Genomic DNA, 19315 nt, shown 5'->3' with positions numbered 1-19315 from the left:
CTGGCAGACGGTATGAGGAGGCTAGCGCATGCCCGACGGCAAGGACGCCATCACGGTCAAGGTCCTGACCGGGGTCGGCGAGGTGGACCAGCAGGACTGGGACGCCTGCGCCGGTCCCGACAACCCGTTCCTGTCCCACGCCTTCCTGCTGGCGCTGGAGGAATCGGGGTCGGCGACCGCCAAGACGGGGTGGCGGCCCAGCCATCTCGCCGCCTTCGACGGCACGGGCCGCATGGTCGGCGCCGTGCCGGCCTACCTGAAGAGCCATTCCCAGGGCGAGTATGTCTTCGACCACGCCTGGGCCAATGCCTTCGAGCGGGCCGGCGGCGACTATTACCCCAAGCTGCAGGTCGCGGTGCCCTTCACCCCGGTGCCGGGACCGCGGCTGCTGGCGGCGCCGGGCGCCCGCGCCGGCGCGGTGGCCGACGCGCTGGTGTCGGCGCTGGAGCAGGTGGCGGACCGCTACGGCGTCTCCTCCGCCCACGTCACCTTCCCGCACAAGCCCGACTGGGACCGGCTGGTCGAGGCCGGCTGGCTCGGCCGCCTGGGTGTGCAATATCATTGGCACAACCGCGGCTACGGCAGCTTCGACGAGTTCCTGGAGGCGCTGAACTCCCGCAAGCGCAAGGCGATCCGCAAGGAACGGCGCGAGGTGGCCGAGAGCGGGGTGCGGCTGCACACCCTGACGGGCGACGACCTGAAGCCGGAGCATTGGGACGCCTTCCACCGCTTCTACCTCGACACCGCCGACCGGAAATGGGGCGGCGGCTACCTCAACCGCCGGTTCTTCGACCTGCTCGGGCAGACCATGGCCGACCGGGTGGTCCTGGTGATGTGCGAGGACGGCGGCGAGTGGGTGGCGGGTGCCCTGAACCTGCTGGGCGACGATGCCCTCTACGGCCGCAACTGGGGCTCCGACGGGCGGTACCGCTTCCTGCACTTCGAGGCCTGCTACTACCGCGCGCTCGATTTCGCCATCGAACGCCGGCTAGCGCGGGTCGAGGCCGGCGCCCAGGGCGAACACAAGATCCAGCGCGGCTACCTGCCGGTGCCGACCTACAGCGCCCATTGGCTGGCCGACCCCGGCTTCCGCCGGGCCGTCGACCGCTACCTGGCGCAGGAGCGGCCGGCGATCGAGGCGGAGATCGACGGGCTGGGGGAACTGTCGCCCTACCGCAAGGAGGAGTGACGGGAGGCCGGAAAGGGGGCGTCGAGGGAGCGTCAGCCCCAGCCGGCGAGCACGGCGCCGGCGTCGCTTTCGCGCAGCGGCGACCGCGACGGCGGCGGGCCGCCGTCGACGCGCAGGCCCATCAGCGTCTCCACCAGCGGTTCCGGTCCGGACGAGACGCGGACCTGGCCGCGGGCGGCGATGTGCGGATGGCCCGGCACCTCCGCCAGTTCGGGCAACGCCTCGAAGCAGCAGTCGACCGGGTCGAGCAGCTCCTTCCAGCCGGCCAGGGTCCGGGTCGCGAACAACCGGTCAAGGTCGGCGGTCAGGTCGGACTGGGGCAGGGGGTCGCTCTGGCGGGTGATCCAGTCGGGCCGGCCGACAGCCTCGCAGAAGCTGCGCCAGAACTTGGCCTCCAGCGCCGACAGGGTGGCGAAGCGGCCATCCTTGGTCCGGTAGATGCGGTAGCAGGCGGCCCCGCCCGACAGCAGCGCCTCGCCGCGCCCGGGCTGGCTGCCGCGGGCCGCCGCGGTCAGGGTCAGCCCCTGCCAGCCCAGCACCGATTCCATGATCGACAGGTCGAGGAAGCAGCCTTCCCCGGTCCGCTCGCGCCCGAGCAGGGCGGCGGTCACCGCCAATGCCGCCTGCTGGGCCGAGGCGAAGTCGGCGACCGGCAGGTAGCTGATCACCGGGCGGTCGGGCAGTCCGGAGGCGTCGAGCCCGCCGCCGACCGCCATGTAGTTCAGGTCGTGCCCGGCGCGCGTGGCATAGGGGCCGTCGTAGCCCCAGCCCGAGAGGCTGGCATGGACCAGCCGCGGGTTCAGCGCCCGCAGCCGTTCGCGCCCCAGCCCCAGCTTGTCCATAACCCCCGGCCGGTAGCTTTCGACCAGCGCGTCGGCCCTGGCCAGCAGCGCCTCCAGCGCGGCACGGCCGCCCTCCGCCTTCAGGTCGAGACGGATGACGGTCTTGCCGGCGTTCAGCAGCTTGTAGGCGGCGGTGGTGCCGTCGGAATCGACCGGCCCCAGCCGGCGCAGGGGATCGCCGTCCGGCGGCTCCACCTTCACCACCTCCGCTCCCAGGTCGCCCAGCAACTGGGCCGCATGGGGACCCGGCAGATACTGGCCGAGATCGACGACGCGCAGTCCGGTCAGGAAGGGCAGGGGCATCGCGGTGCTCGCTCTTGGGGGGCGGCCGGAGAGGGGGCCTTGCCGGACTGCGGCGGCAGTTCCCTCTCTTGCGACGCGGGGGAGGGTTGGGGAGGGGGTATGGTCCAGGTCCACCGGCCGGGGACCCTCGCCCTCACCCCCCGGTGACGCTCATGTGCCGGCCGACCGCCGGGCCGTGGTGGCGGCGGTCGATGATGAAGTCGTGGCCCTTGGGCTTGCGGGTAATCGCCTCGCGCACCGCATCGATCAGCGGCCCGTCCTCGTCGCTGACCCGCAGCGGGGTGCGCAGGTCGGCGGCGTCCTCCTGGCCCAGGCACATGTAGAGGGTGCCGGTGCAGGTCAGCCGCACCCGGTTGCAGCTTTCGCAGAAATTGTGGGTCAGCGGCGTGATGAAGCCGACGCGCTGGCCGGTCTCCATCACCCGCACGTAGCGGGCCGGGCCGCCGGTGCGATGGTCGCTCTCCTCCAGGGTCCAGCGCTTCTGCAACTCGGCCTTCAGCATGGTCAGCGGCCAGTACTGGTCGAGACGGGCGCCCTCGCCGATGTCGCCCATCGGCATCACCTCGATGAAGGTGAGGTCGAAGCCCTGCTCGCCACACCAGGCCACCATGCGGTGGATCTCGTCGTCGTTGACGCCCTTCAGCGCCACCGTGTTGATCTTGATCTTCAGCCCGGCGTCCTTGGCGGCCTGGATGCCGCCCAGGATCTTGTCCAGCTTGCCCCAGCGGGTGATGGCCTGGAACTTGTGCGGGTCGAGTGTGTCGAGCGAGACGTTGATCCGCCGCACCCCGGCCTCATAGAGGCCGGCGGCATGCTTGAACAGCATGGTGCCGTTGGTGGTCAGCGTCAGCTCGTCGAGGTCACCGGACTCTATGTGGCGCCCCAGCGACCGGATCAGACGCATCACGTCGCGCCGCACCAGTGGTTCGCCGCCCGTCAGCCGCAGCTTGCGCGTGCCCAGCTTGACGAAGGCGCTGCACAGCCGGTCCAGCTCCTCCAGCGTCAGCACCTCCGCCTTCGGCAGGAAGCTCATGTCCTCCGCCATGCAATAGACGCAGCGCAGGTCGCAGCGGTCGGTCACCGACACGCGCAGATACTCCACCTTGCGTCCGAACGGGTCGATCAGCGGGGCGGGGCGGTTCGCAGTGTCGGTCGGCAGGCTGGTCATCGGCAGGCTGGTCATAGGCGGGCTCCAAGGACGGCCGTGGCGGGCCAAACCACTCTATGTTCGTGGCACACACAATACACAACGGCCGGACGATTGTCTTCCATATGACGGTATGCCGCCCTTGATCCGGATCAAGAGGATGCCGGATCAAGGGCGGACGCCGCTCAGGTCAGCTTGCGGCGGGCTGCCTCCCGCATCGCCTCCTCGCGCTCCCGCAGGTCGTCGTCGGTGGTGCGGGGCACCGGCGGCCGGCCGAGCGAGAAGGGGGCATTGCTTTCGCTGAACTGGTCGCGGACCCGGCAGTCCTCGCACATGCGGATGCGGTTGGCGGCTTCCGGCGTCGCGAACATCCAGTGCCGGCCCGACAGGGCGGCGACGATCTTCTCGATCGACGACCGGCTGGCGAAGGGCTTGCCGCAGGACACGCAGCAGAAGGGCTCCTCCTCCTTGACCACCACGGCACCGCGGGCCTGGTCGCGGAAGTCGATCTCCGGCACCAGCGAGATGACCTTCTCCGGGCACGTCGACTTGCACAGGCCGCACTGCACGCAGGCGTCCTGCGCGAAGGACAGCATCGGCTTGTCGGCGTTGTCGAGCAGCGCGCCGGTCGGGCAGGCGCCGACGCAGGAGAGGCAGAGGGTGCAGCCGGCGACCTCCACCGACACCCGGCCGAAGGGCGCGCCCGGCGGCAGCGGCAGCACCTCCACCGGAGCGGGGGCGGCCTTCTGCAGATGGCGCAGCGCCAGCATGGTCACCGTGCGCTTCGGCCCCATCGGCAGGAACATCGCGGGGGGCATCGCCAGGTCGGCCGGCAGCGCCCACAGCTCGTCCGCCACCGCGTCGGGATCGGCGGCGTCGATCACCGCCACCCGGCCGGAGCCATAGCCGAGCCCGCTGAGCGCGGCCTCCGCCAACCCGACCTGCGAGGCCAGCCCGGCCGTCTCGCCCTCGTTCTCCGGGCCGGTCAGCACGCGGACATGGGTGCAGCCGTAGGCGAGCGCCAGCGCATGGAGGTCGAAGCCGGCCTGGGTCACCTCGTTCAGCGCGAAGGGCAGCACGCGGGCCGGCAGGCCGCGGCCGTGGCGGGCCATCAGGCCGACCAGCTCGTCGCCGTGGCGCGGGTCGTGGATCAGCAGCGCCGGTGCCGCGCTGCCTGTTCCCGCCCCCTCCGTCGCCCGGTGGTAGGTCGACAGCAGGGTGCGCAGCCGCTCGTACACCGTGGCGGCCGGCGGCAGGGCGTAGGTGGCGGCGCCGGTCGGGCAGACCGCGGCGCAGGACCCGCAGCCGGCGCAGACATGCGGGTCAATGGCGACATGGTCGAGGTTCGGCGTGACGGCGCCGGTCGGGCAGACGTCCAGGCAGCGGGTGCAGCCGGTCTTGCGGCTGCGCGAATGGGCGCAAAGATCGGCCTTGTAGTCGACGTAGCGCGGCTTCTCGAACTCGCCGACCATGTCGGCGATCTCCAGCATCGCCCTGGCGACCTGGGCCGGGCTGTTGGGGTCGGGGCGCAGATAGCCGTCGCGGCGCTTGTGGTCCGCGAACAGCGGCGTGCCGCCGGTGAGGTCGAGGATCAGGTCGCAGCGCGCCGCGGCGCCCTGCCGCACCGGTTCGAACCCGAGCGTCCCGCGGGAGGAGGGCAAAGCTGGGGCATAGTCGTCGACCACGATCTCGAAGGCGCCGAGCCAGCCGCGGGCGGTGCGGATGCGGCCGCGGAACAGGGCGACGTCCATCACCGGCGGTGGCGTCAGGTCCTTCGGGCTGGTCAGCAGGACGGTGACGTCCAGCCGCTTGGCCAGCTCGCGCCCCGCCTCGATGGCGCGGTCGTCGCTGCCGTAGACCAGGCAGGTGCCCTGCGAGGTCAGGGTCAGGGCGCCGGTCGGCGGGATCGGCAGGGCCGCCTCGGACAACAGCGCCGCGATCTTCGGCAGTGCCCGTCCGCCCTCGTCCGACCAACCGGCGCGCTCGCGGATGTTGGTGAAGGTCAGTGCGGCATCCGGCGCCACCTCGGCCGCCACCTCGCCGAACAGCGGCGCCTCCTGGGTGCAGGCCACCAGCAGCGGCGCCCCCGTGGCCAGCGCCGCCTCGAAGCGGTCGAGCTGCGTGCGGCAGAGCTGCGTGTGGACGGTGGCGGCGTTTCCGTCGCCGCAGGCCCTGCCCAGGGCCGCCCCGTCCAGCGCGATGCTGTGCGCGCAGTCGCAGACGAGCACCGTCCGATCACCGATCTTCATCGTCCCAAAAACTCCCGTCGCTTGGGGCGGAAACCCCCTGGCTGCCGACACTCATATGGGGGAATGCAGCGGGATGGGAACGGGAAACTTGTCGGGAGACGATCGTGGAAAACACCGATCGCAGGGTCCTGGCCGCATCCACCGCCGGAAGACGGCGGATGCGGCCGAGCCTGCCGCCGGTCAGGCTCCCGGTTCGTTGGCGTTGGGGAAGAACAGTTGCTCGCCATTGATCTTGTAGTCGGCGATGGCCTGCTGGCCTTCGGCCGAGACCAGCCAATCGACGAAGGCCTGGCCGTCCGTCGCCTTGACGTGGCTGAATTTCGCCGGGTTGACCAGCATCACGCCATACTGGTTGAACAGGCGCTTGTCGCCCTCGACCAGGATGGTCAGCGGGCCGCGGTTCTTGAAGTTCAGCCAGGTGCCGCGGTCGGTCAGGGTGTAGCCGTTCATCGCCGCGGCGGTGTTCAGCGTCGGGCCCATGCCCTGGCCGATCGACTTGTACCAGCCGCCGTCGGCCTTGGCCGGGTCGAGGCTGGCGGTCTTCCACAGCGCGAGCTCGGCCTTGTGCGTGCCGCTGTCGTCGCCGCGCGACACGAAGGGCGCCTTGGCCCCGGCGATCTTGCCGAGCGAGGCGGCGACGTCCTTGCTGCCCTTGATGCCGGCCGGGTCGACGGCGGGGCCGACGATGACGAAGTCGTTGTACATCACCGGCTTGCGCACGGTGGAGAAGCCCTCCGCGACGAACTTCTCTTCGGACGGCTTGTGGTGGACGAACAGCACGTCGGCGTCGCCGCGCTTGGCAAGGTCGATGGCCTGGCCGGTGCCCTTGGCCACCACCCGCACCTCGATCCCGGTCTTGGCGGTGAATTTCGGCAGGATCGAGCCGAACAGGCCGGAATCCTCGGTCGAGGTGGTGGACGCCACCGTGATGAAGCGGTCGGCGGCGAGGGACGCCGACGGCACCGCCCCCTGGACCAGCCCGATGACGGCCGCCGCGGCGGCGCACCCCAGCACGAACGAACGGCGCAGCATACTTCAGTCCTCCCGAATGCGTTGTTGCTTCGCTGACATAGCGCACAACGCCGGATGCCGCCAAGGGCCGGCGCGGTCATGGCCTCGCGGTCGTCTCCTTCAGCATGGAGGCCAGAAGGTTGATCGCCAGCGACAGCGAGAGCAGCACCAGCCCCAGCCCGAGCGCCATCGGCAGGTCGCCCTTGCTGGTCTCCAGGGCGATGGCGGTGGTCATCACCCGGGTGACGTGTTCGATGTTGCCGCCGACGATCATCACCGCACCGACCTCCGCCGAGGCACGGCCGAAGCCGGCCAGCACGGTGGTGAACAGGCTCCAGCGGGCCTCCGACAGCAGGGTGACCAGCCGGCGCACCGGCCCGGTGCCGGTGACGCGCAGCAGGTCGTCATACTCGACCAGCAGGTCCTCGACCGTCTGCCGGGCCAGCGAGGCGATGATCGGCACGATCAGCACCGTCTGGGCGGCGATCATCGCCGACGGCGTGAACAGCAGCCCCAGCACCCCGAAGGGGCCGGAGCGCGACAGCAGCAGGTAGACCACCAGCCCGACCACCACCGGCGGCATGCCCATCATGGTGTTGAGCGCCACCGCCAGCGCCCGGCGTCCGGGAAAGTGCAGGGCCGCGACCGCGGCGCCCAGCGGCAGCCCGATCAGGGTGGCGGCGGCGACGGCGGTCAGGCTGACCTGCAGCGACAGGCCGACGATGCGCATCAGCCCCTGGTCGAGCGAGGCGATCATGGAGAGGGCGACCGCCAGGGCCTGGGAAAAGTCTTGCATGGATTCCAAATCATCGGGACGAGGGCTTGTCCGGCGGACGGCGCTCGCCCACACTCGCGCGCATGAGCCCGACCATGAGCCTCCAGACCTTCACCATAGCGCCGGACCCGGCGAACCCCAAGCTGACCGAGCGCGTCCAGGGCCTCGACCAGGACGGCCGCGCCATCGAGACGTCGGTGACGGTCGAGCGGCCGCTGACCCTCTACCTGAACGGGCAGGAGATCGTCACGATGATGACGATCGGCGACTATCCGGACTGCCTGGCGGTCGGATACCTGCTGAACCAGAACATGCTCCGGCGCGACGACCGCATCACCGGCATCGACGTCGACGAGGAAACCGAGACCGTCGTCGTCCGCACCGAGCGCGCCACCGATTACGAGGCCAAGCTGAAGAAGAAGACGCTGACCTCGGGCTGCGCCCAGGGTACCGCCTTCGGCGACGTGATGGAAACCTTCGAGTCCGTCAGGCTGCCGGCCGAGGCCAGGCTCCGCACCTCCTGGATCTATGGGCTGTCGCGGCAAATCAACCTGCAGCCGAGCCTCTACCTGGAAGCCGGCGCCATCCACGGCTGTGTGCTGTGCCAGGAGGACCGGCCGCTGGTCTACATGGAGGATGTCGGCCGCCACAACGCGGTGGACAAGGTCGCCGGCTACATGCACCTGAACGGGATTCCGGCCGGCGACAAGATTTTCTACACCACCGGGCGCCTGACGTCCGAAATGGTGATCAAGACGGTGCAGATGGGCATCCCGATCCTGGTCTCGCGCTCCGGCTTCACCGCCTGGGGGGTGCAACTGGCGCGGCAGGCGAATCTGACGCTGGTCGGCCGGGCCAAGGGCAGGCGTTTCATCGCGCTGGCCGGCACCGGCCGCCTGGTGTTCGACGCCGACCCCGCCGGGGCCGGGGACGAGCACGCCCGCCATGGACGCAAGGGAAGCCGTGATGACGACTGAAACAGCCGGTGAGATCGCAGGGGTCCTGCTGGCCGGCGGCCTGTCGCGCCGGATGGGCGGCGGCGACAAGAGCCTGCGCCTGCTCGGCGGGCGCAGCATCCTGGAGCGGATCGTCGCCACCGTCCGGCCGCAGGTCGGGCCGCTGGTGCTGAACGCCAACGGCGACCCGGCCCGCTTCGCCGCCTTCGGCCTGCCGGTGGCGGCCGACGTGGTGGAGGGGTTCGCCGGCCCCCTCGCCGGCGTGCTGACCGGCCTGGAGTGGGTGCGGGACCAGGCGCCGGGGATCGACTGGATGGCCAGCTTCGCCACCGACGCTCCCTTCATCCCGGCGGATCTCGTCGCCCGCATGGCCGCGGCGGTGGAGCGTGAGGGCGCCGACCTCGCCTGCGCCCGCTCAGGCGGCCAGGTCCATCCGGTGTTCGGCCTGTGGCCGGTCCGGCTGGCCGGCGACCTGCGCCGTGCCATGCTGGAGGAGGACATGCGCAAGGTCGACGTCTGGACCGCGCGCCACCGGCTGGCGGTCGCCGATTTCGCGGTGGAACCGGTCGACCCCTTCTTCAACACCAACCGGCCGGAGGATCTGGCCGAGGCGGAACGTCTGCTGGAGCAAGGACTGGCGTCATGACGGTACCCCTCAACCGTATCGAGACGATGGCGCTCGGCATCGTGGTGGAGCGCCGGCGCGGCGCCACTCCCTGGGCGGACTGGAGCTGGCGGCCGGTGTCGGTCATTCCCGGCGCCGGTCCGGTGGAACCGCCCGGCCGCCTGCTGATGGAGGGAGAGGGCTGGTCGCGCAGCCATGCCGCCACCCTGACGCTGGAGCTGTTCCGCAGCGACACCGAGGGCTACCGCCTGAACCTGTCGCAGGATCCGCCGCGCCTGTGGGTGGTGATGCGCCCGGGTGCCGACGGCGAGGCGCTGGAGCCTTGCGTCGTCACCGCGTCGGCCCATGAGGGCGAGGGCTATCAGGTCGGCACCGACGTGGTGGACACCGTGCCCATGCCGCCGGAGGTGATCGCGCTGGTCCGCGACTTCGTCGAGCAGCACCATGTCGACGTGCCCTTCCAAAAGCGCGAACGCACCCGCCATTTCGAGAAGGAGGACCGGCGGCCGTGAGCGGCGAGGCCTTCCTGTCCCGCTGGTCGCGCCTGAAGCGCACCACAGTCGAGCCGAAGCCGGAGGCCGAGCCGAAGCCGGACGCCCCCGTCGCGCCGCCTCCGGCGGAAATGCCCGTGGAGGCCGCGCTTCCGGTGCCGGCCGATCCCGCCGCCGCGCTGCCGCCGGAGGCGGCGGTCGAAGAGGCGCCGCAAGACGATCCGCTGAAGGACCTGCCGCCGGTCGAGGAGCTGACCGGCGCCTCCGACTTCACGCCCTTCCTGCGCGCCGAGGTGCCTGAGGACCTGCACCGCCAGGCCCTGCGCAAGCTGTGGACCTCCGATCCGGTCTATGCGAACGACGACGGGCTGAAGGACTATGCCGACGACTATGCCAGCCTGTTCACCGGCAACGACCCGGTGAAGACGCTCTACCGCGTCGGCAAGGGCTTCATCGACCAGCTCGACCATCTCGACGAGGTGGCGCAGAGGGCGGAAGAGGCGGCCGTCGCGGATGCCCCCGACGCGTCCGTTCCGCAACCGCCGCCTCCCGCGCCTCGGGGAGAGGGGTAGGGGCACGCAACGCGTTGCGGACGGGTGCCGGATGGACGGCGACGCCCCAGGACGGACCCCCACTCCAACCCTCCTCCGCTGGGCGGGGGAGGGAGACAGAAGCTTTGTCAGCGTTCGGCGGCAGTCCCTCCCCCGCCCAGCGGGGGAGGTTAGGAGGGGGCAACCCGCCTACCCCCCGTCCAGCTCGCCGCAAACCCTGCCTAGAAGTGCGGCATATCGCCGCAGCAACCCGTACCCGTTCAAAAGCAAGGGGCGCTCTGGCGCTGTCGGCATAGCGCCACTATAAAGTTTAGCTTGGCCCCCTTTCCGGGTACGTCCTTGGTTGACAAAAGGATGTGTTCGGCTTTTCTATAATCCGGCCCTGCATTGCTAAGCCACTGAAAGGCAATGGCTTTCCGCAGGTGCATCAAAAGAGGAAGCCAAGGGCCGGGGCCCGGACGGTGCGCGGTGATCCGCTGGCGCCGATACCCTTGTCCTGTGTCCGAGAGGAGTTCGCGGCGCGTGTCCAGGGCCGTCGTTGATCACAATGTCCAGCCGCCCGTGGCGGAAGAGGAGCATCTGCGCGCGCAGATCTACACGCTGCTGGCGCGCCTGCTGGCGCGTGCGCCCGATGCCGGACTGCTGGCGGCGCTGGGCGGGCTGGCAGGGGAAGGCGGCGAGTTCGGTACCGCCCTCGACCGGCTCGCCGAGGCGGCGCGCGGCAGTGACCCGGCCGCGGTGGAGGATGAGTTCACCACCCTGTTCATCGGCGTCGGCGGCAGCGAGCGCACGCCCTACGGCTCCTACTACCTGACCGGCTTCCTCAACGAAAAGCCGCTGGCCGACCTGCGCGCCGACATGGCGCGGCTGGGGATCGCGCGCGCCGATACCGTGACGGAGCCGGAGGACCACATCGCCGCCCTGTGCGAGATGATGGCCGGCCTGATCGGCGGGGAGTTCGGCGACGGTGCCGTCGGGTTGGACGGGCAGCGGGCCTTTTACGACCGCCATGTCGGCTCCTGGGCCGGGCGGTTCTTCGCGGATTTGGAGACCTCGCCGTCGGCCCGCTTCTACCGGGCGGTCGGCGCAGTCGGACGGGCTTTCCTGGCGGTCGAGGCGCGCGCCTTCGACCTTGCGGCGTAAAGGTGAGGAGCGGAGCCATGACGCGGAACGCGGTCAAAGCCAACGATGAACGAGACAAGGGCCCGGCCGGCAAGGACGGGACCCTGGCCCGGCGCGACCTGTTCCGCGTCGCCGGGCTCGGTGCCGGGGCGCTGGGCGCGGCAGTCGCCGGCACCGTCGCCGCCGTGCCCGAGGCGGAAGCCGCCCCGGCCGAACCCCAGACCACGGGCTACCGCGAGACCGACCATGTGCGGAAGGTCTACGAAGTGAGCCGCTTCTAAGAGGAACGCCCCGATGCTGATCAAGAAGAGCTCGGCCACCTCCGGCGGCCGCCATCTCACCCGCGCGCTCACGCAGACGCTGGCCACCGCCACGGGATTGACGGTCGACCGTCGCGCCTTCCTGCGCGCGTCCGGCATCGCCGCCGGCGGCGCGGCGCTCGCCTCCACCATGCCCTTCGGCATGGTGAAGAAGGCGGAGGCCGCCACGGCGGCGGCGGCCGGTGCCCCGGTCAGGCAGGTCAAGTCGGTCTGCACCCACTGCTCGGTCGGCTGCACGGTGGTCGCCGAGGTGCAGAACGGCGTCTGGATCGGGCAGGAGCCCGCCTTCGACAGCCCGATCAACCTGGGCTCGCACTGCGCCAAGGGCGCCTCGGTGCGCGAGCATGCCCATGGCGAGCGCCGCCTGCGCTATCCGATGAAGATGGTCGACGGCAAGTGGACCCGGATTTCCTGGGACCAGGCGATCGACGAGGTCGGCAACAAGCTGCTGGCGATCCGCGAGAAATCCGGGCCGGATTCGGTGTTCTGGCTCGGCTCGGCCAAGCACAGCAACGAGCAGGCCTACCTGTTCCGCAAGTTCGCCGCCTTCTGGGGCACCAACAACGTCGACCACCAGGCGCGCATCTGCCACTCCACCACCGTGGCCGGCGTTGCGAACGTCTGGGGCTATGGCGCCATGACGAACAGCTACAACGACATCCAGAAGTCGCGGGCGCTGTTCTTCATCGGCTCCAACGCCGCCGAGGCGCATCCCGTCGCCATGATGCATGTGCTGAAGGCGAAGGAGCAGAACAACGCGCCGCTGATCGTCGCCGACCCGCGCTTCACCCGCACCGCCGCCCACGCCGACGAATACATCCGCTTCCGTCCCGGCACCGACGTGGCGCTGGTCTGGGGCATCCTCTGGCACGTCTTCGAGAACGGCTGGGAGGACAAGGACTACATCGCCAAGCGCGTCTACGGCATGGACGAGATCCGTGCCGAGGTCGCCAAATGGACGCCCGAGGAGGTCGAGCGCGTCACCGGCGTTCCGGGCTCGCAGTTGAAGCGCGTCGCCCGCACGCTGGCCTCCAACCGTCCCGGCACGCTGGTCTGGTGCATGGGCGGCACGCAGCACCACATCGGCAACAACAACACCCGCGCCTACTGCGTGCTGCAACTGGCGCTCGGCAACATCGGCATGTCCGGCGGCGGCACCAACATCTTCCGCGGCCACGACAACGTGCAGGGCGCCACCGACTTCGGCGTCACCTCCGACAGCCTGCCCGGCTATTACGGGCTGGCCGAGGGCGCCTGGCGCCACTGGGCCCGCGTCTGGAACGTTCCCTACGACAGCCTGCTGAAGCGCTTCGGCTCCAAGGAGCTGATGGAGCGCACCGGCATCCCGGTGTCGCGCTGGTTCGACGGCGTCCTGGAAGCCAAGGAGAACATGGACCAGCCCAACCCGGTGAAGGGCATGGTCTTCTGGGGCCACGCGCCCAACAGCCAGGTCCGCCTGCCCGACATGAAGAAGGCGATGGAGACGCTGGAACTGCTGGTCGTCGTCGACCCCTATCCGACGATGACGGCGGTGCTGCCGGACCGCAAGAACGACTTCTACCTGCTGCCGGCGGCGACCCAGTTCGAAACCTCGGGCTCTGCCACCGCGTCGAACCGCTCGGTCCAGTGGCGCGAGAAGATCGTCGAGCCGCTGTTCGAATCCAAACCCGACCACGAGATCATGTATCTCTTCGCGAAGAAGTTCGGCTTCGCCGAGGAGATGCTCAACGGCGTCAAGCTCAACGGCAACGAGCCGGTGATCGAGGATCTGACCCGCGAGTGGAACCGCGGCATGTGGGCGGTCGGCTACACCGGCCAGTCGCCGGAGCGCCTGAAGCTGCACATGCAGCACCAGGCGACCTTCGACCGCACCACGCTGCGGGCCGTCGGCGGCCCGTGCGACGGCGACTATTTCGGCCTGCCCTGGCCCTGCTGGGGTACGCCGGAGATGAAGCATCCCGGCACCGCCAACCTCTACGACCCGTCGCTGCCGGTGGCCGAGGGCGGCGGCGCCTTCCGCGCCCGCTTCGGCGTCGAGCGCAACGGCGTGACGCTGCTGGCCGAGGGCTCCTACCCGCAAGGCTCGGAGATCCGCGACGGCTATCCCGAGGTCACCATGGCGATGCTCCAGAAGCTGGGCTTCGACAAGGACCTGACGGCCGAGGAACTGGCGGTCATCCAGCAGATCGGCGGCGACAAGGTCGGTGCCGTTTCCTGGACCACCGACCTCTCCGGCGGCATCCAGCGCGTGGCGATCAGGCACGGCCTGAACCCGCCGGGCAACGCCAAGGCGCGCTGCGTCGCCTGGAACTTCCCCGACCCGGTTCCGATCCACCGCGAGCCGCTCTACACCCCGCGCCGCGACCTCGTCGCCAGCTACCCGACCTACAAGGACACCAAGTCCTGGCGCGTGCCGACGCTCTACAAGTCGATCCAGGACCGCGACGTCTCCAAGGAGTACCCGATCATCCTCACCTCCGGCCGCTTGGTCGAGTATGAGGGCGGCGGCGACGAGACGCGCTCCAACCCCTGGCTGGCCGAGCTGCAGCAGGAGATGTTCGTCGAGCTCAACCCCTTCGACGCCCACAACGCCGGCGTCAAGGACGGCCAGATGGTGTGGGTCGAGGGGCCGGAGAAGGGCCGGGTAAAGGTCAAGGCGATGCTGACCGAGCGGGTCGGCCGCGGCGTGGCCTTCATGCCCTTTCATTTCGGCGGCATGTACCAGGGCCAGGATCTGCGGTCCAAGTACCCGGCCGGCGCCGACCCGATCGTCCTGGGCGAGGCGGCCAACACGGCGACGACCTACGGCTACGACTCCGTGACCCAGATGCAGGAAACCAAGACCACCCTATGCCGCATCGAGGCGGCCTGACGCGCGGGAGTTCGAACCATGGCCCGGATGAAATTCCTGTGCGACGCCGAGCGCTGCATCGAGTGCAACGCCTGCGTGACCGCCTGCAAGAACGAGCATGAGATCCCCTGGGGCATCAACCGCCGCCGGGTGGTGACCATCAACGACGGCAAGCCCGGCGAGCGGACGATCTCGGTCGCCTGCATGCACTGCTCCGACGCGCCCTGCAAGGCGGTCTGCCCGGTCGACTGCTTCTACCAGACGGCCGAGGGCGTGGTCCTGCACAACAAGGATCTGTGCATCGGCTGCGGCTATTGCTTCTACGCCTGTCCCTTCGGCGCGCCGCAATATCCGCAGGCCGGCAATTTCGGCAGCCGCGGCAAGATGGACAAATGCACCTTCTGCTCCGGCGGCCCCGAGGCCGACAATTCGGAGGCCGAGTTCAGGAAGTACGGCCGCAACCGTCTGGCCGAAGGCAAGCTGCCGCTCTGCGCCGAGATGTGCTCGACCAAGGCGCTGCTGGCCGGCGACGCCGACAAGGTGTCGGACATCTACCGCGAGCGCGTCGTCGCCCGCGGTTTCGGCTCCGGCGCCTGGGGCTGGGGCACCGCCTACCAGACGAAGGGCGAGCCGGCCGACCGCGGCCAGCCCGGCGGTGCCGTCTTCCAGGGGACCGGCGGCGCGCCGGGGACGGCGCCGCTGCAAAAGCAGGGGCTGTGACGGTGAACCGCAGCGTGCTGCCGCGGCTCGGGGCGGCCATGGGGCTGCTCGCCCTGCTGTCGGCCTGCCAGGAGGATGGGGCGCCGCGCCCGGTCCATCTGGACAAGGGTGTCTACCAGGGGGCGGCGGACACGCCGCTGACGCCCGAGCAGGTGCGGGCGCTGCAGCAGCGCACCGCCCGCCAGCGCGTCTGAGGGGGGAGGCAGGAGCATGGCAGGTCTGAGGACCATTCTGGCCGCCCTGGTGCTGGCCGCCGTCGCCGGTGGCGCGGCGCTGCCGGCCGCCGCCCAGCCGAACATCCGGCTGGGCAACGAGGCGGCACCGCAGGCCGACCTGCAGGTGGACCGGCCAATGGATCGGCCAATGGATCGGGACGCGCCGCCGGTGCCGACCCAGATCCCGGGGCAGAGCAGGGGCGAGACCTGGCACGGCATCCGGCTGGGCGAGCGGGGCACCGTCTCCATCCCCAACCGGCAAGCCGGCGTGCTGATCCAGTCGGAGGGCGAGGCGTGGCGTGCCGTGCGCAATGGCCCGCTCAGCGACTACGGCGTCTGGGCGCTCGGCGGCATCCTGGCGCTGCTGGCGCTGTTCTTCCTGGTGCGCGGGCGCATCCGCATCGACGGCCGCAAGACCGGCCGCACCATCCAGCGCTTCAACGCCTTCGAGCGCGGCGTGCACTGGCTGACGGCCGGCAGCTTCGTCGTGCTGGCGGTGTCGGGGCTGAACCTGCTCTACGGCCGGCACACGCTGCTGCCGCTGATCGGGCCGCAACCCTTCGCCGCGCTCACCCATTACGGCAAGCTGGCGCACAATTTCCTCGGCTTCGCCTTCATCCTCGGGGTGGTGCTGACCTTCGTGCTGTGGGTCGGGCACAACATCCCCAGCCGGCACGACCTGACCTGGTTCCTGAAGGCCGGCGGCCTGTTCTCCAAGGGCGTCCACCCGCCGGCGCACAAGTTCAACGGCGGCCAGAAGATCATCTTCTGGTCGACCGTCGTCGGCGGCGCGGCGCTGGGCTTCACCGGGGTGCAGCTCGTCTTCCCCTTCAGCTTCGCCACGCTGGAGGAGATGCAGCTCTACCAGCTCGCCCATGCCGCCATCGCCATCGTGATGATCGCCATCATCCTGGCGCACATCTACATCGGCTCCATCGGCATGGAGGGCGCCTTCGCCGCGATGGGCGACGGTCAGGTCGAACTGCAATGGGCGCGCGAGCACCATTCGCTGTGGGTCGAGGAGGTCACCGGCGAAAAGCCCGGTCATCATCACGGGACGCCGGCGGAGTAGGGGGCAGGAGCTTTGTCGGGGTGCGGCGGCAGTCCCCTCTCCCGCAAAGCGGGGGAGGGCTAGAGAGGGGGGATTGGTCCCGCATCCGCCTTGACGCCCCACCCGGCCCTGTGGCCCCCTGGCGGCGTCCACCATCCCGGAAGCGACCCCATGGTCTCCCATCCAGCCGAACGCCAGGCCGTGATCGACGGCTGCCTCGCCATGAACCGGCTGGGCATCAACCAGGGCATGTCGGGCAACCTGTCGCACCGGGCCGGGGACGGCTTCCTGGTCACGCCGACCAGCATGGCCTACGACGCCATGACGCCCGCCGACATCGTCGAGATGGGCTTCGACGGCACCTATCTCGGCGACCGCCGGCCCTCCTCGGAATGGCGCATCCATCGCGACATCCTGCGGGCGCGGCCCGACGTCTCGGTCGTGCTGCATGCCCATCCCACCTTCGCCACCGCACTGGCCGTGCATGGCCGCGGCATCCCGGCCTTCCACTACATGGTGGCGCTGGCCGGCGGCGAGTCGATCCGTTGCGCCTCCTATGCCACCTTCGGCACCCAGGAGCTGTCCGACCATGCGCTGGCGGCGCTGGACGGACGGCTGGCCTGCCTGCTCGCCAATCATGGCATGATCGTGCTCGGCGTCGGCGTTGGCCAGGCGCTCGCCCTGGCGGTTGAGGTGGAGACGCTGGCCCGCCAGTATCTCTACGCCCAGCAGTTCGGCGAGCCGGTGATCCTGCCGCCGGAGGAGATCGCGCGGGTGGCCGAGAAGATGCGGCGGATGAAGTACGGCCAGCCCGTCGACGACGGCGATGCGCCCGAGGATACCGCCCGGCCGCGCCACTGAGCGGCGGCGGGCGGCTCCGGTCCCGATGCCTACGGCGCGATCTGCGTGATCGCCGAGCGCGTGGCGAGATGGCCGCCAGGCGTCAGCGAGGCGACGCGCAGCAGCGGCTTGGCGTCGCCGACCGGCTCGAGCTGCAGCGGTCGGTCCGCCGCCGGCGGCTCGTAGACGGCGGGCAGGGCGACGGCGATGCGGGTGCCCTTGCTGGGCTCGCTGGCCACCTCGATGTCGCCGCCCAGCATGGCGGTGTAATGACCGACCAGCGTCAGGCCCAGCCCGGCGCCGCGCGGCTTGCCCTGGCCGCGGCCGGCGATGGCGCCGTTGGCGCCGCCCTGGACGAAGGGCTGGAACAGCCGGCCGGTCAGCGCGGTGGGGAAGCCGCGGCCGGTGTCGGTCACGGTGAAGCGCACCCAGCGCGCGCCGTCGCGCTCCATCGTCTCGGCCGACAGCGTGATCTCGCCGTCCTGGGTGAACTTGCAGGCGTTGTCCAGCAGGTTCAGCAGGATCTGGCGCACCTTGGTGAAGTCGGAATGCATCTGCCCCAGCCCGGCCGGCGCCGCCAGCTCCAGGCTGTCGCCGTAGAGGTCGGCGGCGGGCATCGACCGCTCGCGCGCCTCGGTCAGCAGGCGGTTGACGTCGAAGTCCTGCAGGCAGACGTCCATGGCCCCGGCCTCGACCTTGGCGTAGTCGAGGATGGCGTCCACCAGCGTGGTGAGCTGCTCGCCCGTCCACTGGATATGCTCGACGTCGGTCGCCAACTCGTCGACGCCCAGCCGGTGCAACTCGGTCATCAGGCTCTGGCTGGCATTGACGATCTCGGTCAGCGGTCCGTGCAGGTCCTGGCCCATGTTGACCAGGAAATCGCTCTTGGTCCGGCTGGCGGCTTCGGCCAGCGCCTTCTCGCGGATCAGCCGCGACTGCTCGACCTCGGCCTCCCGGCGCTGGCGCTCGCTCGCCTCGGTGCTGCTCCGCAGCGCCTCGACCGCCCGGGCCATGGCGGCGATCTCGTCGGTGCCGGACAGGGCGGGCAGCGCGACGTCGGTGCGGCCGGCGGCCAGCGCCGACACCGCCGCCGCCATGCCGCGTACCGGCCGGGCGACGCTGCGCTGGACCAGCCACAGCGCGACAAGCCCGGCCATCAACACGAGGCCGCCGATCCACAGCGCGACGCGGGTGTAGCCCGACAACCCGTCGGCCAGCGTCCCGCGCAGCGACTGGGTCCGGGCCTCGGCATGGCGGCGGATCTCGCCGAGGTTGGCGGCGATCCCGGCGGCGTTGGCGGCCATCGCCTCGGCGCGCAGGGTGTCCTCCTCGGCCACCGCCGCCTCGATCGCCGACAGGACGTCGCCGGCCCTGGAGAGCAGCGCCGTCACCTCGTCGATCGCCTGGCGGGTGCCGGGCACCCAGAGATAGCGGTTCATCTCCGCCAGCTTGCCGCCGGCGTCGGCGAGCCGGGTCCGCATCGCCTCGGCGTCCTGCGGGTCGCGGCGGTCGATGAAGCGGGTCAGATGGTCCTGCATCAGCAGCACGGCGATCGCCGCATCGCCGGCGAGTGCCGCCGAATCGACGCCGCCGGCGCTCTTCAGATGGTCGAGCGCCTCGCGGATCCGGCCGACCAGCGGCTCCAGCACCGTCGTCTGTCGGGCAATGCGCTCGCCGCGCAGCGTGACGACCTTCTGGACCGCCGCCCAGTAGTCTCCCAGCGACGACCGCGCCTTGTCGACCGCCTGGCGGTCGGCGGTCTCCACCACGCCCTTGGACAGGGTGTCGAGCCGCTCGGTCAGCGTGTCGTGCCGCCATGAGGCGTCGAGCAGGCTCTGGTCGTCGCCATAGGTGAGATGGTCGCGCACCGCGACCTCCAGGTCGCGCAGGCTGACGTCGGCGTCGGCCGCGGCCTGCGACAGGTCCGCCCGGCCGGAGAAGGCGCCGATGTCGCGGGACACCGCACCAAACCAGCCGAGCCCGACCAGCGCCAGCACCGCGACGAGGGCGAGCGCGACGCCGAAGCCGGCGCTCACCCGCACCGACAGGCTCATGTC

The 19315-nt window shown here is 70.5% G+C and carries 18 protein-coding genes; 12 read left to right on the top strand and 6 right to left on the bottom strand.

Going from position 1 to position 19315, the window contains the following annotated elements:
* Window positions 1-28: 28 nt before the first annotated feature.
* On the top strand, window positions 29-1189 hold the full coding sequence (locus tag J2850_RS04435) for a GNAT family N-acetyltransferase (protein WP_209979140.1): 1161 nt from the start codon (window positions 29-31) through the stop codon (window positions 1187-1189).
* A 32-nt stretch (window positions 1190-1221) separates the two neighbouring features.
* On the opposite strand, the gene J2850_RS04430 is transcribed toward J2850_RS04435, so the two are convergent.
* The 5 genes from J2850_RS04430 to J2850_RS04410 all read right to left on the bottom strand — a co-directional run bounded on the left by J2850_RS04430 (window position 1222) and on the right by J2850_RS04410 (window position 7537).
* Window positions 1222-2334, bottom strand: coding sequence for a CaiB/BaiF CoA transferase family protein (locus J2850_RS04430; protein ID WP_209979139.1), 1113 nt, complete (start codon window positions 2332-2334; stop codon window positions 1222-1224).
* 133 nt (window positions 2335-2467) lie between these two features.
* Complete coding sequence (gene moaA, locus J2850_RS04425) at window positions 2468-3517, bottom strand: GTP 3',8-cyclase MoaA (protein WP_246512792.1); 1050 nt, start codon at window positions 3515-3517, stop codon at window positions 2468-2470.
* Between the two features lie 149 nt (window positions 3518-3666).
* Window positions 3667-5730 carry a 4Fe-4S dicluster domain-containing protein gene (locus tag J2850_RS04420; protein ID WP_209979137.1) on the bottom strand — a complete coding sequence of 688 codons (2064 nt, stop codon included), beginning with the start codon at window positions 5728-5730 and terminating at the stop codon, window positions 3667-3669.
* A 180-nt stretch (window positions 5731-5910) separates the two neighbouring features.
* Window positions 5911-6762, bottom strand: a complete 852-nt coding sequence (locus J2850_RS04415; protein WP_209979135.1) for an ABC transporter substrate-binding protein — start codon at window positions 6760-6762, stop codon at window positions 5911-5913.
* 76 nt (window positions 6763-6838) lie between these two features.
* Entirely contained in the window at window positions 6839-7537 is a 699-nt protein-coding gene (locus J2850_RS04410) for an ABC transporter permease (protein ID WP_209979133.1), read from the bottom strand.
* Between the two features lie 74 nt (window positions 7538-7611).
* Here J2850_RS04410 and fdhD point away from each other — a divergent pair, with 74 nt between their 5' ends.
* The 11 genes from fdhD to J2850_RS04355 all read left to right on the top strand — a co-directional run bounded on the left by fdhD (window position 7612) and on the right by J2850_RS04355 (window position 17279).
* A complete protein-coding gene (gene fdhD, locus J2850_RS04405; RefSeq protein WP_209979130.1) occupies window positions 7612-8493 on the top strand; it encodes a formate dehydrogenase accessory sulfurtransferase FdhD in 882 nt (293 codons plus the stop codon).
* Window positions 8483-9118 (top strand): molybdenum cofactor guanylyltransferase MobA, encoded by a 636-nt coding sequence (gene mobA / locus J2850_RS04400; RefSeq protein WP_209979129.1) that lies wholly within the window; start codon window positions 8483-8485, stop codon window positions 9116-9118. The genes fdhD and mobA overlap by 11 nt, the downstream gene beginning before the upstream one ends.
* Window positions 9115-9609 carry a DUF3305 domain-containing protein gene (locus J2850_RS04395; protein ID WP_209979127.1) on the top strand — a complete coding sequence of 165 codons (495 nt, stop codon included), beginning with the start codon at window positions 9115-9117 and terminating at the stop codon, window positions 9607-9609. The genes mobA and J2850_RS04395 overlap by 4 nt, the downstream gene beginning before the upstream one ends.
* A complete protein-coding gene (locus J2850_RS04390; RefSeq protein ID WP_209979125.1) occupies window positions 9606-10160 on the top strand; it encodes a DUF3306 domain-containing protein in 555 nt (184 codons plus the stop codon). Before J2850_RS04395 ends, J2850_RS04390 begins: the two co-directional genes overlap by 4 nt.
* Before the next feature lie 501 nt (window positions 10161-10661).
* On the top strand, window positions 10662-11282 hold the full coding sequence (locus tag J2850_RS04385) for a TorD/DmsD family molecular chaperone (protein ID WP_209979122.1): 621 nt from the start codon (window positions 10662-10664) through the stop codon (window positions 11280-11282).
* 17 nt (window positions 11283-11299) lie between these two features.
* Window positions 11300-11542, top strand: a complete 243-nt coding sequence (locus tag J2850_RS04380) for a formate dehydrogenase (RefSeq protein ID WP_246512791.1) — start codon at window positions 11300-11302, stop codon at window positions 11540-11542.
* Between the two features lie 13 nt (window positions 11543-11555).
* On the top strand, window positions 11556-14453 hold the full coding sequence (locus J2850_RS04375) for a formate dehydrogenase subunit alpha (protein WP_209979120.1): 2898 nt from the start codon (window positions 11556-11558) through the stop codon (window positions 14451-14453).
* Window positions 14454-14471: 18 nt separating this feature from the next.
* The gene (gene fdh3B / locus J2850_RS04370) at window positions 14472-15152 is read left to right on the top strand and encodes a formate dehydrogenase FDH3 subunit beta (RefSeq protein ID WP_209979118.1); all 681 of its coding nucleotides are present in this window, start codon (window positions 14472-14474) and stop codon (window positions 15150-15152) included.
* A 2-nt stretch (window positions 15153-15154) separates the two neighbouring features.
* Complete coding sequence (locus tag J2850_RS04365; protein ID WP_209979116.1) at window positions 15155-15346, top strand: hypothetical protein; 192 nt, start codon at window positions 15155-15157, stop codon at window positions 15344-15346.
* Window positions 15347-15362: 16 nt separating this feature from the next.
* Window positions 15363-16439 carry a formate dehydrogenase subunit gamma gene (locus tag J2850_RS04360; RefSeq protein WP_209979114.1) on the top strand — a complete coding sequence of 359 codons (1077 nt, stop codon included), beginning with the start codon at window positions 15363-15365 and terminating at the stop codon, window positions 16437-16439.
* 150 nt (window positions 16440-16589) lie between these two features.
* The gene (locus J2850_RS04355; protein ID WP_209979112.1) at window positions 16590-17279 is read left to right on the top strand and encodes a class II aldolase/adducin family protein; all 690 of its coding nucleotides are present in this window, start codon (window positions 16590-16592) and stop codon (window positions 17277-17279) included.
* Window positions 17280-17308: 29 nt separating this feature from the next.
* Here J2850_RS04355 and J2850_RS04350 read toward each other — a convergent pair whose 3' ends face one another.
* Window positions 17309-19312, bottom strand: coding sequence for a sensor histidine kinase (locus J2850_RS04350; protein ID WP_246512790.1), 2004 nt, complete (start codon window positions 19310-19312; stop codon window positions 17309-17311).
* Window positions 19313-19315 lie beyond the last annotated feature (3 nt).

Source organism: Azospirillum picis, from assembly GCF_017876115.1.
GTDB lineage: Bacteria > Pseudomonadota > Alphaproteobacteria > Azospirillales > Azospirillaceae > Azospirillum > Azospirillum picis.
The sequence above is the reverse complement of the archived record's forward strand: the minus strand, read 5'-3'. Positions and strand labels throughout refer to the sequence as shown.

Coding starts and splice junctions, on each gene's coding strand:
- mobA (WP_209979129.1), top strand. CDS start 8,483: ATGACGACTGAAACAGCCGGTGAGATCGCAGGGGTCCTGCTGGCCGGC.
- J2850_RS04395 (WP_209979127.1), top strand. CDS start 9,115: ATGACGGTACCCCTCAACCGTATCGAGACGATGGCGCTCGGCATCGTG.
- J2850_RS04430 (WP_209979139.1), bottom strand. CDS start 2,334: ATGCCCCTGCCCTTCCTGACCGGACTGCGCGTCGTCGATCTCGGCCAG.
- J2850_RS04410 (WP_209979133.1), bottom strand. CDS start 7,537: ATGCAAGACTTTTCCCAGGCCCTGGCGGTCGCCCTCTCCATGATCGCC.
- J2850_RS04415 (WP_209979135.1), bottom strand. CDS start 6,762: ATGCTGCGCCGTTCGTTCGTGCTGGGGTGCGCCGCCGCGGCGGCCGTC.
- J2850_RS04380 (WP_246512791.1), top strand. CDS start 11,300: ATGACGCGGAACGCGGTCAAAGCCAACGATGAACGAGACAAGGGCCCG.
- J2850_RS04355 (WP_209979112.1), top strand. CDS start 16,590: ATGGTCTCCCATCCAGCCGAACGCCAGGCCGTGATCGACGGCTGCCTC.
- J2850_RS04360 (WP_209979114.1), top strand. CDS start 15,363: ATGGCAGGTCTGAGGACCATTCTGGCCGCCCTGGTGCTGGCCGCCGTC.
- fdh3B (WP_209979118.1), top strand. CDS start 14,472: ATGGCCCGGATGAAATTCCTGTGCGACGCCGAGCGCTGCATCGAGTGC.
- moaA (WP_246512792.1), bottom strand. CDS start 3,517: ATGACCAGCCTGCCGATGACCAGCCTGCCGACCGACACTGCGAACCGC.
- J2850_RS04375 (WP_209979120.1), top strand. CDS start 11,556: ATGCTGATCAAGAAGAGCTCGGCCACCTCCGGCGGCCGCCATCTCACC.
- J2850_RS04420 (WP_209979137.1), bottom strand. CDS start 5,730: ATGAAGATCGGTGATCGGACGGTGCTCGTCTGCGACTGCGCGCACAGC.
- J2850_RS04350 (WP_246512790.1), bottom strand. CDS start 19,312: ATGAGCCTGTCGGTGCGGGTGAGCGCCGGCTTCGGCGTCGCGCTCGCC.
- fdhD (WP_209979130.1), top strand. CDS start 7,612: ATGAGCCTCCAGACCTTCACCATAGCGCCGGACCCGGCGAACCCCAAG.
- J2850_RS04435 (WP_209979140.1), top strand. CDS start 29: ATGCCCGACGGCAAGGACGCCATCACGGTCAAGGTCCTGACCGGGGTC.